The organism is Streptomyces meridianus (genome assembly GCF_023703325.1).
In the GTDB taxonomy this organism is placed as follows: domain Bacteria; phylum Actinomycetota; class Actinomycetes; order Streptomycetales; family Streptomycetaceae; genus Streptomyces; species Streptomyces meridianus.
The window spans coordinates 1-16,207 of the sequence record NZ_JAMQGM010000057.1; the positions used below are offsets into that span (position 1 = coordinate 1).

The 16,207-nt window shown below is 70.2% G+C and carries 11 protein-coding genes and 4 tRNA genes; 10 read left to right on the forward strand and 5 right to left on the reverse strand.

Translation table 11 applies throughout. The features are described 5' to 3' along the window. Positions 1–232: 232 nt before the first annotated feature. Positions 233–2,365 (reverse strand): DEAD/DEAH box helicase, encoded by a 2,133-nt coding sequence (locus M1E25_RS23590; RefSeq protein ID WP_251418981.1) that lies wholly within the window; start codon positions 2,363–2,365, stop codon positions 233–235. 213 nt (positions 2,366–2,578) lie between these two features. On the opposite strand from M1E25_RS23590, the gene M1E25_RS23595 reads away from it, so the two are divergent. After that, complete coding sequence (locus tag M1E25_RS23595) at positions 2,579–3,073, forward strand: hypothetical protein (protein ID WP_251418983.1); 495 nt, start codon at positions 2,579–2,581, stop codon at positions 3,071–3,073. Between the two features lie 111 nt (positions 3,074–3,184). Here the strand turns inward: M1E25_RS23595 and M1E25_RS23600 are convergent, their stop codons facing one another. After that, positions 3,185–3,535: a metallopeptidase family protein gene (locus tag M1E25_RS23600; RefSeq protein ID WP_251418985.1), complete on the reverse strand. Its 351-nt coding sequence runs from the start codon at positions 3,533–3,535 to the stop codon at positions 3,185–3,187. A gap of 61 nt (positions 3,536–3,596) precedes the next feature. On the opposite strand from M1E25_RS23600, the gene M1E25_RS23605 reads away from it, so the two are divergent. The 7 genes from M1E25_RS23605 (at position 3,597) to M1E25_RS23635 (ending at position 10,693) form a co-directional block, all read left to right on the forward strand. Next, positions 3,597–5,210, forward strand: coding sequence for a metallophosphoesterase family protein (locus tag M1E25_RS23605; protein WP_251418987.1), 1,614 nt, complete (start codon positions 3,597–3,599; stop codon positions 5,208–5,210). An 81-nt stretch (positions 5,211–5,291) separates the two neighbouring features. Beyond that, positions 5,292–5,364 (forward strand) — tRNA-Glu (locus tag M1E25_RS23610). 38 nt (positions 5,365–5,402) lie between these two features. Continuing rightward, a tRNA-Asp gene (locus tag M1E25_RS23615) sits at positions 5,403–5,477 on the forward strand. A gap of 23 nt (positions 5,478–5,500) precedes the next feature. Continuing rightward, positions 5,501–5,577, forward strand: a tRNA-Phe gene (locus M1E25_RS23620). A gap of 71 nt (positions 5,578–5,648) precedes the next feature. Continuing rightward, positions 5,649–6,587, forward strand: a complete 939-nt coding sequence (locus M1E25_RS23625) for an FG-GAP repeat protein (RefSeq protein WP_251418989.1) — start codon at positions 5,649–5,651, stop codon at positions 6,585–6,587. Beyond that, positions 6,530–10,504, forward strand: coding sequence for an ATP-dependent RNA helicase HrpA (hrpA, locus tag M1E25_RS23630; RefSeq protein WP_251418991.1), 3,975 nt, complete (start codon positions 6,530–6,532; stop codon positions 10,502–10,504). Before M1E25_RS23625 ends, hrpA begins: the two co-directional genes overlap by 58 nt. A 114-nt stretch (positions 10,505–10,618) precedes the next feature. Further along, a tRNA-Asp gene (locus M1E25_RS23635) sits at positions 10,619–10,693 on the forward strand. A gap of 781 nt (positions 10,694–11,474) precedes the next feature. On the opposite strand, the gene bldC is transcribed toward M1E25_RS23635, so the two are convergent. Together bldC and M1E25_RS23645 are read right to left on the reverse strand one after the other, a co-directional pair. Next, complete coding sequence (gene bldC / locus M1E25_RS23640; protein WP_027749187.1) at positions 11,475–11,681, reverse strand: developmental transcriptional regulator BldC; 207 nt, start codon at positions 11,679–11,681, stop codon at positions 11,475–11,477. 532 nt (positions 11,682–12,213) lie between these two features. Then, positions 12,214–13,050, reverse strand: a complete 837-nt coding sequence (locus M1E25_RS23645) for a DUF8083 family protein (RefSeq protein ID WP_251418993.1) — start codon at positions 13,048–13,050, stop codon at positions 12,214–12,216. Positions 13,051–13,234: 184 nt separating this feature from the next. On the opposite strand from M1E25_RS23645, the gene M1E25_RS23650 reads away from it, so the two are divergent. Then, complete coding sequence (locus M1E25_RS23650) at positions 13,235–14,359, forward strand: Glu/Leu/Phe/Val family dehydrogenase (protein WP_308290471.1); 1,125 nt, start codon at positions 13,235–13,237, stop codon at positions 14,357–14,359. A gap of 376 nt (positions 14,360–14,735) precedes the next feature. Beyond that, a complete protein-coding gene (locus M1E25_RS23655; protein WP_251418995.1) occupies positions 14,736–14,987 on the forward strand; it encodes a DUF3073 domain-containing protein in 252 nt (83 codons plus the stop codon). Positions 14,988–15,085: 98 nt separating this feature from the next. Here M1E25_RS23655 and purM read toward each other — a convergent pair whose 3' ends face one another. Then, a complete protein-coding gene (gene purM / locus M1E25_RS23660; protein ID WP_251418997.1) occupies positions 15,086–16,186 on the reverse strand; it encodes a phosphoribosylformylglycinamidine cyclo-ligase in 1,101 nt (366 codons plus the stop codon). Between the last annotated feature and the right edge of the window lie 21 nt (positions 16,187–16,207).

Consider the following 16,207-nt stretch of genomic DNA (forward strand, 5'->3'; position numbering starts at 1 on the left):
CAACCAATGGATTAAAAGTCCACTGCTCTGCCAATTGAGCTAACGGCCCTCAGTCGTGCTCCACAGAGCATAGTCGCACGGAATCGTGAGGCGGAGCGGGTATCGCTCCCGCGGTCCGTCGCGCGGCGCCGGCCCGGCAGGAGGGCGGCGACCGCCCCCCGGAAACGGCTGGAAAGGTCCGCCCCGGCACCGCTTCGGTGCCGGGGCGGACGATTCCGTGGATCAGCAACTGTCAGCCGTTGCGCTTCCAGCGCGGCTTGTCGTCCCGACGGCCGAACGACGAGCCGGCGCCCGCGCCCCGGTGGTCGTCACGGCGGCCGTACGGACGGCGGTCGCCACCGGAGGGGCGGTCGTCGCGACGGTCGCGGTTGAACGGACGGGAGCCGCCGCCGGAGCGGAAGCCGCCGTGGTCACGGCGGTCGAAGGAGCGGCCGCCGGAACGGTCGTCACGGCTGTGGGGACGGCTCGGCCGGTCCCGGTCGCCACCGCGGTTGAACCCGCCACCGGAACGCTCGTCACGCCGGTCGAAGGAACGCCCACCCGAACGGTCCTCACGACGGTCACGGTTGAACCCACCGCCCGAACGCTCGTCACGCCGGTCGAAGGAACGCCCACCCGAACGGTCCTCACGACGGTCACGGTTGAACCCGCCACCCGAACGCTCGTCACGCCGGTCGAAGGAACGCCCACCCGAACGGTCCTCACGACGGTCACGGTTGAACCCACCGCCCGAACGCTCGTCACGCCGGTCGAAGGAACGCCCACCCGAACGGTCATCACGACGGTCACGGTTGAACCCGCCACCGGAACGCTCGTCACGCCGGTCACGGCGGTCGAAGTTTCCCCGCTCGTCGCGGCGGTCCGGCCCGGCCTGGGCGGGCACGGTCGCAGCGAGGGCCTGCTCCTCGGCCTCGGCCTTGGCCTCCTCGGCGGCCGCGGCGACCGCGGCCTCCGGGTCCTCGCCGCGCTCGCGGGCGGCCCGCGCCAGCAGCCGGTCCGCCTCCTCGCGCAGCGCGGTCGCGCGCTGCTGCACCTGCTCCAGCCGGCGGTTGAGGTCCTGGACCTCGCGCTCGGCCTGCTTCGCCGCGTTCGACGCGGACTCGGCCTGCACCTCGGTGAGCGAGCGGGCGCCGGTGATCGCGGCGACGTCGTCGTCGAAGGCGCCGGCTCCACCGACGATGTGGCGCGAGGCGTCGACGCCCGCGTCCTCCATCAGCCGGAAGATCTGCTTGCGCTGGTGCGGCAGCGCAAGCGAGACGACCGTGCCGCTCTGCCCGGCGCGAGCCGTACGGCCCGAGCGGTGCAGGTAGTCCTTGTGGTCGCCGGCCGGGTCGACATTGAGCACCAGGTCGATGCCGTCGACGTGGATGCCGCGGGCGGCGACGTCCGTGGCCACCAGAACGTTGACGTGGCCGTCCTTGAAGTCGGCGAGCGTACGGGTACGCGCGCCCTGGGTCATGCCGCCGTGGAGGGCGTCCGCGCGCACACCGGACTCGATGAGCTGTTCGGCGACGCGGTCGGCGCCCATCTGGGTGCGGACGAAGATGATCGTGCGGCCCTTGCGCGCGGCGATGGCGGCGGTGACCGGGGCCTTGTCCTTCGGCTTCACGACCAGGACGTGGTGACTCATGGTGGTGACGGCACCCTGCGCCGCGTCCACCTCGTGGGTGACCGGGTCGGACAGGTAGCGCTTCACCAGGGTGTCGATCTCGTTCTCCAGCGTCGCCGAGAACAGCATCCGCTGCCCTTCGGTCGGCACCAGGTCGAGGATCTCGGTGACCTCGGGCAGGAAGCCCATGTCGGCCATCTGGTCGGCCTCGTCGAGGACGGCGATCCGGACCTTGTCGAGCGAGGCGGCGCCGCGGTCGATGAGGTCGCGCAGCCGGCCGGGGGTGGCGACGAGGATGTCGACGCCGCGCTCGAGTGCGTAGATCTGGTTGCCCATCGACGTTCCGCCGCAGACGACCTTGAGCTTGAGGCCGAGCACGTCGCCGTACGGCTGGAGCGCGTCGGAGACCTGCATGGCGAGTTCGCGCGTCGGGGTCAGGATCAGACCGCGGGGGCGCTTCTTCTCGGTGTGGCCGCCGGCGAGCTGGGTCAGCAGCGGCAGGCCGAACGAGAGGGTCTTGCCGGATCCGGTGCGGCCCCGGCCGAGGATGTCCTTGCCGGCCAGCGCGTCCGGGATGGTCGCGGCCTGGATCGGGAACGGCGTCACGACGCCGTTCTGGGACAGCTTGCGGACGACCTGCTCGGGCAGCCCCAGGTCGGCGAACGTCACCTGGGGGGCCTCGTCGGCCGTCACGTCGGATACGGGGTCCTGGCCGTTCTCGGGCAGGACGATGTGGTCAGCAGCAGAAACGGGCATGCGAAATGCGAAACCTTCCGGAGTCTCGGCACGCGCCCAAACTCCGTAGTTCGCACACAACCGCCTCGATGCGGTCAGCCACGGCAAGGGAAGGAACGCGCCACACGGCGCTCTTCGGATTCGGCGCCGGGCAAATGGGATCAAGCGATCTATCACCATACGGGCCTCGCAACCCGTAAGGCAAATCCACGCACGGGACCTGGACGGCCCGCGGTGGCGAAACCAGGCTACGGCATCTACCGCCGCTCGCCCGCATCCGGGTTCTGGTCCGGCACCGGGGATGCGGGTGCACTGGGGCTCGGCGACACGGACGGCGCCGGCGATTCCGCCTGGGTGGCGTCGTCGGACGGCGACGTGTCGTCGCCCCCGTCCCCCGGCCGCGGTCCGGGGCTCCCGGACGGCCTGCGCGAGGCCGGGGCACTGGGTCCGGGGCTCTCGTCCCCGTTCTTCCCGTCCGCCGCGCCCTCCTCGTGCGCTCCGGAGCGGCCACTGCCCCGCGGGACTCCGGCCGCTCCGCCGGCCGGCATCGGCGGTGCGCCGTTCATCGCAGCCTCCCCGTCGGACGTGCCCGAGGAGGGGGACGGCCGCGGGTCTTCCGGTTCACCCACCTTCACGCAGCCGGTCACGGCGACCAGGACGAGCAGGGCGGCCGCGGCACGCACAGCGGTCCGCCGCAGCGGCGCACCAGCGGTGTCCGCGGCGGGATGAGTGACCGGCTCTTGCGGGACGGGAAAGCGGCGCACGGGGCACCTCCGGCAGACACGAGGACAGGGACTGCCGTGCTCAACTCCCCCCGGCCGGTGGAGGACACGCCCGGGATCAGCCGTATCCCAGGGCGTGCAACCGGTCGTCGTCGATGCCGAAGTGGTGCGCGATCTCGTGCACGACCGTGACCTCGGTCTCCGCCACGACGTCGTCGCGAGTCCCGCACATCCTCAGCGTCGGCCCCCGGTAGACCGTGATCCGGTCGGGCAGCACCCCGGCGTACCACTCCCCACGGTCCGTCAGCGGTGTCCCCTCGTAGAGGCCGAGCAGTTCGGGATCGTCCGCCGACGGCTCGTCCTCCACGAACACCGCGACGTTGTCCATCAACCGCATCAGTTCCGGGGGGATCCGGTCGAGCGCTTCCGCGACCAGTTCCTCGAACTCCTCGCGCGTCATCTCCAGCACACGGCCATTGTCCGTCACCCGGCCCCGCATGACCCTCCGCCAGGACGGGCATACGGGCACAATGGCCCGAGACGCATCCACCGGCGTGGCCCGCAGCCCGGGGGCAGCGCCGTTCCTCAGCTCACTGACCCGCCGGCTGCGCCCCGGAGCCGCCACGGCGCGACCCGTCACCCCGGAACTCGCCCGGACGGCAACCGTCCCGGTGCGCCTGGCCCGGGGCGCGGGAGTGCTCGGGGTCGTGCTGCTCGGTGCCTGGCTCGGCATGCTCGCGGTGGGCAGCGTGAAGGCGCCGGTCGGGCCGATGGACACCCGCATGACCCTCCGGCCCTCCCTGACCGGGGGGACGCAGATCGACGTCGCCCCGCTCGGCTCGCTCGACCTGGACAGCCACCACGCGCCTATACGGCTCGACGTCGACGTCGACCAGCTCAATCCCGAGCGGGCCCAGGCCCTGGTCGACCACCCCGAACGCATCACCGGACTCCAGGACGAGGTGACGCGCGACGCGACGGCCGGCGTCCAGGAACTCGCCCTGCGTTCCTGCATCGCCGTCGTCACCGGTGCGACCGGGCTCGGCCTCCTCGTCTACCGGCGGCCCCGCCGTGCCCTCGCGGTCGGCGGCCTCGCCCTCGCCCTTCTCGCGGGCTCGGGCACCGCCGCGTACGCCACCTGGAACCCCGAGTCGGTCCTGGAGCCGAAGTTCTCCGGTCTGCTCAGCAGCGCCCCCAGCATCGTCGGCACCGCGCGCAGCATCGTCAGCGACTTCGACGTCTACCAGCAGGAGTTGGCACGCCTGGTCACCAACGTCACCAAGCTGTACGACGTCACGTCCGCGCTTCCCGCCTACCAGCCCGACCCGACGACGATGCGGGTGCTGCACGTCTCCGACATCCATCTGAATCCGGCCGCCTGGCACATCGTCCGGGCGCTCGTGGAGCAGTACAAGGTGGACGTGATCATCGACACCGGCGACACCATGGACCACGGGACCAAGGCCGAGAACGGCTTCCTCGATCCGATCTCCGACCTCGGCGCTCCCTATGTCTGGGTGCGCGGCAACCACGACTCGGCGGAGACCCAGAAGTCGATGGAGGGCCGCAAGGGCGTCCACGTGCTCGACGAGGGCAAGCCGGTCGAGGTCGAGGGACTGCGGATCGCCGGGATCGGCGATCCGCAGTTCACCCCGGACCGCTCGACGGCCGCCGCGGGTGATCCCGCGGAGATCCGGGCGGGCGACGCGCTGGCCGCGGCCATCCGGGACCGGCGCACCAAGGGCGAGCAGGTGGACATCGCCGTGGCGCACAATCCGGTCGCCGTCCGCCGTACCGCCGGCACCGTCCCGCTCGCGCTGGCCGGCCATCGCCACAACCGCAAGACCTACTCGCTGGCAGGCGGGACGCGGCTCATGGTCCAGGGGTCCACCGGCGGTGACGGACTGCGCGCGGTGGAGGGCGAGCAGCCCGCCGACATCCAGGCGTCGATCCTCTACCTGGACCGGGACACCCGACGGCTCCAGGCCTGGGACGAGATCGATCTGGGCGGCCTCGGTCTGTCGACCGCCGAGGTCAGCCGGCATCTGCCGCGGGAGAACACCCCGGCCGTCGACCCGTCCGCCCCGGGCTCGGCGGCCACCCCTCCGCCGTCCTCGAGGCGGCCGTCCTCGAAGAGCCCGTGAATCGTTTTGGCGATCCCTCTCCCCATCCCATATGCTTCTCACGTCCCCGACGGCGCCGACAAGCGCCCAGGTGGGCCATCAGCCCTCATCGTCTAGTGGCCCAGGACGCCGCCCTTTCAAGGCGGTAGCACGGGTTCGAATCCCGTTGGGGGCACGCATCACCCTGTGCGAGACTGGTTTTCGCACAAGTTTGGTCCTGTGGAGCAGTTTGGAGTGCTCGCCACCCTGTCAAGGTGGAGGCCGCGGGTTCAAATCCCGTCAGGACCGCTGTCGGCCGTCACGGTCGGCGTGGCTGGGTAGCTCAGTTGGTACGAGCGATCGCCTGAAAAGCGATAGGTCGCCGGTTCGACCCCGGCCCCAGCCACCACAGCCCTTCAGGGCAATGCCCCCGCCGAGATCACTCGGCGGGGGTTTTCCTGTGTCCGCTCCCCTTGCGCCGTGCCCCGCGACCAGGACGGAAAGCTGATCACCTACGGCTCGGGCCCCTCCGGAGCGGGCTCCATCGCCGTCCGCTACGGCGGCCCCGGCGGCGTACCGGGTAGCGCCCGCAGCGCCCGGATCGACCAGGACACCACGGGTGTCCCGGGGGTCGGTGAATCGGGCGACGCGTTCGGTGCCGACGTCTCCATCGGCGACGTCACCGGCGACGGCTACCCGGACGTCGCGGTCGGCGCACCCGACGAGGACCTCGGCGCACGCGACCACGCCGGTGCCGTCCGGCTCCTCAAGGGCTCGGCCTCCGGCCTGACCGGCGCCGGCGCCCAGTCCTTCACGCAGGACACCTCCGGCGTGCCCGGCAAGGCCGAGAGCGGGGACCGGTTCGGGTACGCCGTGCGTCTCGAGGACATGGGCGGCGACGGCCACGCGGATCTCGCCGCCGCCGCCTCCGGCGAGGACGTCTTCGACGACGGTTCCCACTGCGCCGACGGCAGCGCCTGGGTGCTGGAGGGCAGCGGTCCGGGACTGGCGACCTCCGGTGCCGTGGCGTTCAGCGAGAAGGCGTTCGGCCTGACGTATCGCAACAAGTCCTTCGGCTCCGTACTCGGGGGCTGGCACCGGGGCCGTCACGACCGGCCGAGGGCGCCGGCTCGTTCCGCGACCAGCCTCAGGGCCGGCGGGAGTAGCGACAGGTCGCCGGTTCGACCCCGGACCCGGACACCATGCGAAAAGAACCCCGCTCCCCCGAGCGGGGTTCTTCGTTTCCCGGAGCCGGCAGCGATCCCCTCTCCCCCCGGCACGGAGGTTCCGGTCCGTGGCAACGGCCACGCCGGGGAATTGGTTCGCCACGCGATTCGGCGAGGTGCGATCCTTGAGCCGGTATGCCTACATCACCGCCCTCCCCGTTCGCCGCTCTGCAGGAGCGGCTGCCCGAGCTGATGCTGCGCGACGAGCGCCGGCTCGGCCGCCGACTCGACGGCGCCCGCCGGATCCGCAAGCCGGAGGCCCGCCAGGCGGTCCTCGACGAGATCGCCGCGGATGCCGACCGGTCCGCCGCCCGGGTCGAGCAGCGCCGGGCCGCCGTGCCCGCGGTCGACTATCCCGAGCAACTCCCGGTCAGCCAGAAGAAGGACGAGATCCTCGAGGCGATACGCGACCACCAGGTCGTCATCGTCGCCGGTGAGACCGGCTCCGGCAAGACCACGCAGATTCCGAAGATCTGCCTGGAACTGGGCCGGGGGGTCCGGGGCCTCATCGGGCACACCCAGCCGCGCCGGATCGCCGCCCGTACCGTGGCCGAGCGGGTGGCCGAGGAACTGCGCAGCCCGCTGGGCGAGTCGGTCGGCTGGAAGGTGCGGTTCACCGACCAGGTCGGTGAGTCCACGCACGTCAAGCTGATGACGGACGGCATCCTGCTCGCCGAGATCCAGACGGACCGCGAACTCGCCCAGTACGACACGATCATCATCGACGAGGCGCACGAGCGCAGCCTCAACATCGACTTCATCCTCGGCTACCTCGCCCAGCTGCTGCCCCGCCGCCCCGATCTCAAGGTCGTCATCACTTCGGCGACGATCGACCCGGAGCGCTTCTCCCGGCACTTCGGCGACGCCCCGATCGTCGAGGTGAGCGGACGCACGTACCCGGTGGAGGTCCGCTACCGGCCGCTGCTGGAGGAGGGCGGCGAGGACACCGACCGGGATCAGGTCACGGCGATCTGCGACGCGGTGGACGAACTCCGGGCCGAAGGACCGGGTGACATCCTGGTGTTCCTCTCCGGCGAGCGGGAGATCCGCGACACCGCCGACGCGCTGGGCAAGAAGACGCTGCGCGACACCGAGATCCTTCCGCTCTACGCCAGGCTCTCGCACGCCGAGCAGCACCGGGTCTTCCAACGGCACTCCGGTCGCCGGATCGTGCTGGCGACGAACGTGGCCGAGACGTCGCTGACCGTTCCCGGCATCCGCTACGTCATCGACCCCGGAGCCGCGCGCATCTCGCGCTACAGCCACCGCACCAAGGTGCAGCGGCTGCCCATCGAGCGGATCTCGCAGGCCAGCGCCAACCAGCGCAAGGGCCGCTGCGGACGCACCGCGGACGGCATCTGCATCCGGCTGTACTCCGAGGACGACTTCCTCACTCGCCCCGAGTTCACCGACGCGGAGATCCTTCGGACGAACCTGGCCTCCGTCATTCTGCAGATGACCGCGGCCGGCCTCGGCGACATCGAGAAGTTCCCCTTCATCGACCCGCCGGACCGGCGCAACATCAAGGACGGCGTACAGCTGCTCGAGGAGCTCGGCGCGCTCGACCCGAAGCAGAAGCCCGCCCGGTCGGGACAGAACGAAAAGCGGCTGACCCCGCTGGGCCGCAAGCTCTCACAGCTGCCGGTCGACCCGCGGCTGGCGCGGATGGTGCTGGAGGCGGACCGCAACGGCTGCGTCCGGGAGGTCATGGTGATCGCGGCGGCCCTCTCCATCCAGGACCCGCGGGAGCGCCCGTCCGACAAGCAGCAGCAGGCGGATCAGCAGCACGCCCGGTTCAAGGACGAGACCAGCGACTTCCTGGCCTTCCTGAACCTGTGGCGTCACATTCGCGAACGCCAGCGCGAACTCGGCTCGTCGGCGTTCCGCCGGATGTGCCGCTCGGAGTTCCTGAACTATCTGCGGATCCGTGAGTGGCAGGACATCTACAGCCAGTTGCGGACCGTCGCCAAGTCCATGGGCATCCACCTGTCCGAGCAGGACGCCGATCCGCAGCACGTCCACATGTCGCTGCTGGCCGGTCTGCTGTCGCACATCGGCCTGAAGGCAGGGCTGGAGAGCGGGAAGGAGACCGGTAAGGAATCCGGCAGGAACGAGTACCTGGGCGCGCGTGGCGCCAAGTTCGCGGTCTTCCCGGGCTCGGCCCTGTTCAAGAAGCCCCCGCGCTGGGTCATGTCGGCCGAACTGGTGGAGACCTCTCGGCTGTGGGCGCGCGTCAACGCGCGGATCGAACCCGAGTGGGTCGAACCGCTCGCCCAGCATCTGGTGAAGCGCAACTACAGCGAGCCGCACTGGGAGCAGAAGCAGGCGGCGGTCATGGCCTACGAGCGGGTGACGCTGTACGGCGTGCCGATCGTGGCCCAGCGGAAGGTGAACTACGGACGGATCGACCCAGAGACCAGCCGCGAACTGTTCATCCGCAACGCGCTCGTCGAGGGCGACTGGCGCACGCACCACCAGTTCTTCCACGACAACCGCAAACTCCTCGGTGAGGTCGAGGAGTTGGAGAACCGGGCCCGGCGCCGCGACATCCTCGTGGACGACGAGACGCTGTTCGACTTCTACGATCAGCGGCTGCCCGAGAGCATCGTCTCCGGCGCACACTTCGACGCGTGGTGGAAGAAGCAGCGCCGCGAGGAGCCGGACCTTCTCTCGTTCGAGAAGTCCATGCTCATCAACGAGCAGGCCGAGGCGGTCACCAAGGACGCCTACCCGGACACCTGGCGGCAACGGAATCTCAAATTCCGGGTCACCTACCAGTTCGAGCCCGGCGCGGACGCGGACGGCGTCACCGTCCACATCCCGCTCCAGGTCCTCAACCAGGTGAGCCCCGAGGGCTTCGACTGGCAGATCCCGGGCCTGCGCGAGGACCTCGTCACCGAACTGATCCGCTCGCTGCCCAAGGCGGTCCGCCGCAACTACGTCCCTGCTCCGAACTACGCCCGGCGCTTCCTCGACTCCGCCGTGCCGCTCCAGGAACCGCTGACAACCGCCCTGGGCCGCGAGCTGCAGCGCATGGTGGGCGTCCGGATCGACCCGGACGACTGGGACCTCGCCAAGGTGCCCGACCATCTGAAGATCACCTTCCGGGTGGTCGACGAGCGCCGGCGCAAGGTCGCCGAGGACAAGGACCTGGAGAACCTCAGGAACCGGCTCCGACCCAAGACCAGGGCGGCCATCAGCAAGGCCTTCGCGACGTCGAAGGACGGCGCGGCCCCGGAGGAGCGCACCGGCCTCACCGCGTGGACGGTCGGCACGCTCCAGCGGACGTTCGAGACCCGCCGGACGGGCCAGCCGGTCAAGGCGTACCCGGCCCTGACGGACGAGGGGAGTTCGGTCGCGGTCCGGCTCTTCGACACCGAGGCCGAACAAGCCGAGGCGATGTGGCGCGGCACCCGTCGGCTGATCCTCCTCAACGTCCCTGCCGATCCGGCGAAGTTCGCGCAGGGCAAGCTGAGCAACCAGGCCAAGCTGACGCTCTCACGCAGCCCGCACGGCAGCGTCCAGGCCCTGTTCGACGACTGCGTGACGGCGTCGGCCGACCGGCTGATCGCGGCCCACGGGGGACCGGCCTGGGACGAGGCCGCGTTCCGCAAACTGTCCGACGCGGTGCGCGCGGACCTCGTCGACGCGACGACGGACACCGTGCGCAAGGTCCTGGAGGTGCTGGCGGCCTGGCACTCGTGCGAGGGGCGGCTGAAGTCCACGACCTCCCCGGTGCTCCTGGCGTCGCTGACCGACATCAGGGACCAGTTGGCACGCCTGATGGTCCCGGGCTTCGTCACCGAGCACGGCGCGCGACGGCTGCCGGACCTGCTGCGTTACCTGATCGCAGCCGATCGGCGGCTCCAGCAGTTGCCCACCAACGCCGAGCGGGACCGCAGCCGGATGGCCAAGGTTCACGAGATGCAGGACGAGTACGCCTGGCTGCTGGAGCAGTTGCCGCAGGGGAAGCCCGTGTCCCGCGAGGTCAGAGAGATCCGCTGGATGATCGAGGAGCTGCGCGTGAGTTACTTCGCGCACGCTCTGGGGACCGCGTATCCGGTGTCGGACAAGCGCATCGTGAAGGCTGTCGACGCGGCGGCGCCGTGATCCGCGCCCGGCCGGAGAGGTGCCCGGGGGCACCTCGGGACGCTGGTTCGACCAAGCCCCCTGACCTGCTGTAGAGTTTCGTTTCGCAGCCACGCACGAAGGGCTGCGACTCCTGGTCCTGTGGAGCAGTTTGGAGTGCTCGCCACCCTGTCAAGGTGGAGGCCGCGGGTTCAAATCCCGTCAGGACCGCAATAACGAAGGGCCCGGATTCCGCAGGGGATCCGGGCCCTTCGGCGTGTGCCCGCACGTCCGGACCGGGGCAGATCCGGCGGACGGCGGGAGACCGGCGAACGACGCGTCGAGGACGGCTTCGGGGCGGGCTGCCGAACCTCCGGCGGGAAGACAAGAAGACCCCCGTTCCCACCCGCCCGCGCGTTCTGACGTCGGCCGGCCGGCTCGCTGTCCGCGCTCCGCCGACCGGTCCGCTCGCCGCACCCGTCCGAGGGACGAGGGCCGCACGATCACGCCACCGAGTCGGAGTTCCCGGCCCGTCCGCATGATGGACGGAAGCGCCCGGACCGGCAACTTCCCAATATCGCAGGGCTGATACCGGGACAAGATGGCGCGCCTGTGATGGGTGTCACCGTATTGATTTCCGAGACGACCTTGCTGACGCGGTCCTTACAACGGCTCAATTTAATATGTGCAATTGCACTACTCCCACGGGGACGCGCCTGCACCTTCCGCGCCCTCGACGGCCTCCGGGCCGAGCCTCCCCAACACGCCCCGCAGGCCCGTCCGATCACCTCGGAAACCCGGCCCACCAGGCCGTCGGCAGCCCCGTGGAGATCCCCGCCCGGGTGCGGGCATGAAAAAGGTCGCGCTGAACCCGGCGGAGTCCAGCGCGACCAAAACGACGCCCCTCCGGGGGAGAGGGGGTGAGACCTGTTGGGGCAGGCCGCTCGTCGTGTCGAGCCATGAGCGTCAAAGCCGGGACTGGATGCCCGGATTGGCTCCGTTATGCGGTTGTTCAGACCTCGCTACGCTGCTGCGGAATGCCCGCCAGCAGTGCACGGACCTCCGCTTCGCGGTAGCGCCTGTGCCCTCCGAGCGTGCGGATGGATGTGAGCTTGCCCGCCTTCGCCCAGCGGGTGACCGTCTTCGGATCCACGCGGAACATCGTGGCAACCTCAGCCGGGGTCAGCAGCGGCTCGGCATCAGGGGTGCGAGCGGTCATGAGCGGCCTCCTCGGGAGAACCGAACCATCACGGTTCTTTCCTCTAAATTCTGCACCTTGGCCTACGTTGCCCGAAATGGCGCACGCAGACCGAGTCGGTAATAGGACGAACGGCTTGTCCTCGGCACTACAACTACACCATCTGTCCAGCGCCGTCGGCCAAACCGATGGAATTGCCCTCTGAGGTGTTCAACCTCTACGGAAGCCGATGGACCATGCCATAACGGACAGTCACCTCGTCGTAACCATCAGTCACAGCATGATCAGCACGTCACGGCCTCCGCCGAGAACTACCCAGAGAGCACAAAAAGCAGTCAACCCGCCCCAGTAGGGCGCAAGGAGCCCTTCCCGGACTCCTTGTCCTATTTTGGCACGACGGTGGTGCGTCAGGGCAAGGCCCGGGTGAGTGCCGTCCGTCACGCTTGCCGCAATGGCCCGGACCATCCGGATCGGGACGTACGTCCCGGGAAGGTGTCGGAAGTCCCCCACGCACCGACCGACGGCGTCTTCCCGAACACCCCGGACCGGTCGCTCAGCTCGCGAACTGACGGTCCCTCACGGGCCGCCAGCGATCGGTCAGCCGCCGGTATGCCTCACCGGCCCGCGCCCCGTCGTCGGCCCGTAGGGCCTCCAAACCCTCGTTCACGTCTGCCGCGGAGCGGTCCTCGTCCAGCTTTCCGGCACCGATGACGTGCACCAGCCCGCCGTAGTCCAGCTCCACGACGGAGCGCGGGTGGAACTCCTCCAGCCACCGGCCCACATCCTCCAGGCCGTCGACCAACGGGCTGTCCTCCAGTGCGTCCCGCAGCACCTTCAGACCGCGCGCAACCCGGCGGCGCGCCTGCGCCATCGGCGTCCGGTACCGCAGTGCGGGCGCCTTCTCATCGGTTGACCACTCCCGCTCGGAGTCCTCGAAGAGCACGAACCACCTGACCGGAACGTGCCAGGTCGCCGAACGGATCCAGGGCCGCGAGTCGGGATTGCGCTCCAGCCACCGCTCGTAGTCCGTCTCGGCCTGCCGGCGCACCACCGGCGGCAGCGCGGCGTCGAGAGCGGGCGCGGGCAGCATGTCCGTCAGTCGGCCCAGCGCCTGCCAGCCCCGCAACCGGGTACGCCAGGGGCAGATGCAGGTCACCCCGTCCACCACCGCGACGAACGCGTCCGCACTCTCGTGGACCGGAACCGGAACCGGGGGCACCGGGAGAAGATCGGCGAGCGAGCGGCGCAGCTCGTCCTGGGCGGTGGGGGCCTCGCCCCGGGCCGCGTAGCGGCTCCAGTGGGAGCGCTCGGGCTCCGGGAAGGCGGCCAGCGGTTCGTAGACCCGGAGGTATGCCGTGTAAGGGACCACCACCGATGACGCCAAGGCCACGCCCACTCCTCCGTCGCTGCCGAACCGACCTCCGGGAACCGAGCAGATCGTCCCATGCCGATAGCCCGCAGGGGGGTCTTCCCGGGCAGGGTGCTTATCCGCCGGGTCCGCAGGACCTACGCTGACCTCATCGGCCCTCCACCACCCAGGGAGGGCGCCCATCAAGACTTCGGGAGTCACCACCGTGACCGACGTGCGTCCCCTCGCCGGCACCCCAGGCCCCACCGGGTCGTCCGTGCTGACCACGCTGTTCCGCTCCGAGCAGGGCGGCCATGAGCAGGTCGTCATCTGCCAGGACCGCGCGAGCGGCCTCAAGGCCGTCATCGCCGTCCACTCCACCGCGTTGGGCCCGGCCCTCGGCGGCACCCGCTTCCACCCCTACGCCACCGAGGAAGAGGCCGTCCTGGACGCGCTGAACCTCTCCCGCGGGATGTCGTACAAGAACGCGCTGGCCGGCCTGCCGCTCGGCGGCGGCAAGGCAGTGATCATCGGTGACCCCGCGGCCGTGACCGACGGCGGCATCAAGAGCGAGGAACTGCTGCTCGCCTACGGCCGCTTCGTCGAGTCCCTCGGCGGCCGCTACATCACGGCCTGTGACGTCGGCACCTACGTGGCGGACATGGATGTCGTCGCACGGGAGAGCAGGCACGTCACGGGCCGTTCGCCGGAGAACGGCGGAGCCGGCGACTCGTCCGTCCTGACCGCCTTCGGCGTCTTCCAGGGCATGCGGGCCGGCGCCGAGCACCTCTGGGGAGCGCCCACCCTGCGCGGCCGCAAAGTCGGCGTCGCCGGGGTCGGCAAGGTGGGCCACCACCTGGTCGACCACCTCATCGAGGACGGCGCCGAGGTCGTGGTGACGGACGTACGGGTGGAGTCCGTCGACCGGATCCGCGCCCGGCACCCGCAGGTCACGGCGGTCGCCGACACCAGTGCGCTGATCCGCGCGGACCTGGACGTCTACGCCCCCTGCGCGCTGGGCGGAGCCCTCGACGACGAGACGGTGCCGGTCCTCAGCGCCAAGCTGGTCTGCGGCGCCGCCAACAACCAGCTCGCCCACCCGGGCGTCGAGAAGGACCTCGCCAACCGGGACATCCTGTACGCGCCGGACTACGTGGTGAACGCGGGTGGTGTGATCCAGGTCGCGGACGAGCTCCACGGCTTCGACTTCGACCGTGCCAAGGCGCAGGCGACGAAGATCTTCGACACGACGGCCGCCATATTCGCACGTGCACAGTCCGACGGCATTCCCCCGGCGGCCGCCGCCGACCGGATCGCCGAGCAGCGGATGGCGGAGGCCCGCCGGGCCTGACGTCCCCCGCGCCGATTGCGGCCCGCGTCCCGCGCCGGCATCCCGACCGGTGCCCGCTGCGGACACGGGCCGGAATCGTGTCGGCTGCGGACGGTGACCGCGGCTCTGCGCCCGGAGCCCGCGTGCGAGACATGCCTCACCACCCCTGGGCGGGTCGATCCGCGACAGAAGGTAAAATCGGAACTGACCAGCGAGGACGGGGCTCCTCGAGGGTTGTGCTGCGTGGCACGTCATGCGGGCGACGTACCGTATGGCCGCGGAAGCAGGTACCGTTGAAGCCCTACGGACCGGTCTCTCCTTCGAGAGTCCGCTCCGACTCATGAACGCGTGTCAAGACTCTGGGGCCGTCGAGCCCCGTCATTGAGGGGGTCGAGCCATGGGGCGCGGCCGGGCCAAGGCCAAGCAGACAAAGGTCGCCCGCCAGCTGAAGTACAACAGCGGTGGGACTGATCTCTCACGTCTGGCCGACGAGCTGGGCGCATCTACGTCCAAGCAACCGCCGAACGGTGAGCGGTTCGAGGGCGATGAGCCGGACGACCCGTACGCACAGTACGCGGATCTCTACAACGACGAGGACGAGGACAGCGACGGTTCGTCGGACCAGTCCGCGCATCGCCGCGGCGCCTGACGTCGTGGCGTCGGCTGCTTGCTGAGCACGTCCACTGAGCCGGTCCCGGGGTGGCCCCCGGGCCGGCCCTTTGGTGTTCCCGCAGGCCGGAAACGGTCTCAAGCCCCGTAATCACCGGTCAGGGTCACGGCCTCGGAGCGGTCGCCGCGCTCGGTGATCCCGCCGGCGACCCAGGCGTCCACGCCACGGTCCGCAAGCGTGGCCAGAGCGACGTCCACCGACTCCTGCGGCACGATCGCCATCATGCCGACCCCCATGTTCAGGGTCTTCTCCAGCTCGGGGCGCTCGACCCGCCCGGCCTTTCCGACCAGGTCGAAGACCGGGCCGGGGGCCCAGGACGCTCGGTCGATCCCGGCGTGCAGGGAATCCGGGATCACCCGTGCCAGGTTGTTCGCCAGCCCTCCACCGGTGATGTGCGAGAAGGCGTGGACCTCCGCGGTGCGGGTGAGCGCCAGGCAGTCCAATGCGTAGATCTTGGTCGGCTCGAGCAGTTCCTCGCCGAGAGTCCGGCCGAACTCGGCGACCTCGCGGTCCAGCGACCAGCCCGCACGGTCGAAGACCACATGGCGGACGAGCGAGTACCCGTTCGAGTGAAGTCCGGACGACGCCATCGCGATCACCGCGTCGCCCGCCCGGACGCGCTCCGCGCCCAGCAGGTGGTCCGCCTCGACCACGCCGGTACCGGCGCCCGCGACGTCGAACTCGTCCGCGCCCAGCAGCCCCGGGTGTTCGGCCGTCTCCCCGCCGACGAGCGCGCAGCCCGCCAGGACGCAACCCTCGGCGATGCCCTTGACGATCGAGGCCACACGCTCCGGGTGCACCTTGCCGACACAGATGTAGTCGGTCATGAACAGCGGCTCGGCACCGCAGACCACGAGATCGTCGACGACCATGCCGACCAGGTCGTGGCCGATGCTGTCGTACACGCCCATCTGCCGGGCGATGTCCACCTTGGTACCGACGCCGTCGGTGGCCGAGGCGAGCAGCGGGCGCTCGTACCGCTTGAGCACCGAGGCGTCGAAGAGGCCCGCGAAGCCTCCGAGACCGCCGACCACCTCGGGACGGGTGGCCTTCTTCACCCAGACCTTCATCAGGTCGACGGCGCGGTCCCCGGCCTCGATGTCGACACCCGCGGCCGCATAACTGGCACCGGTGCCCTGGGCTGCGGGAACTCCCCCCGCGGATGGCACAGCAGACATCACAAGAGAACTTTCGTGTCG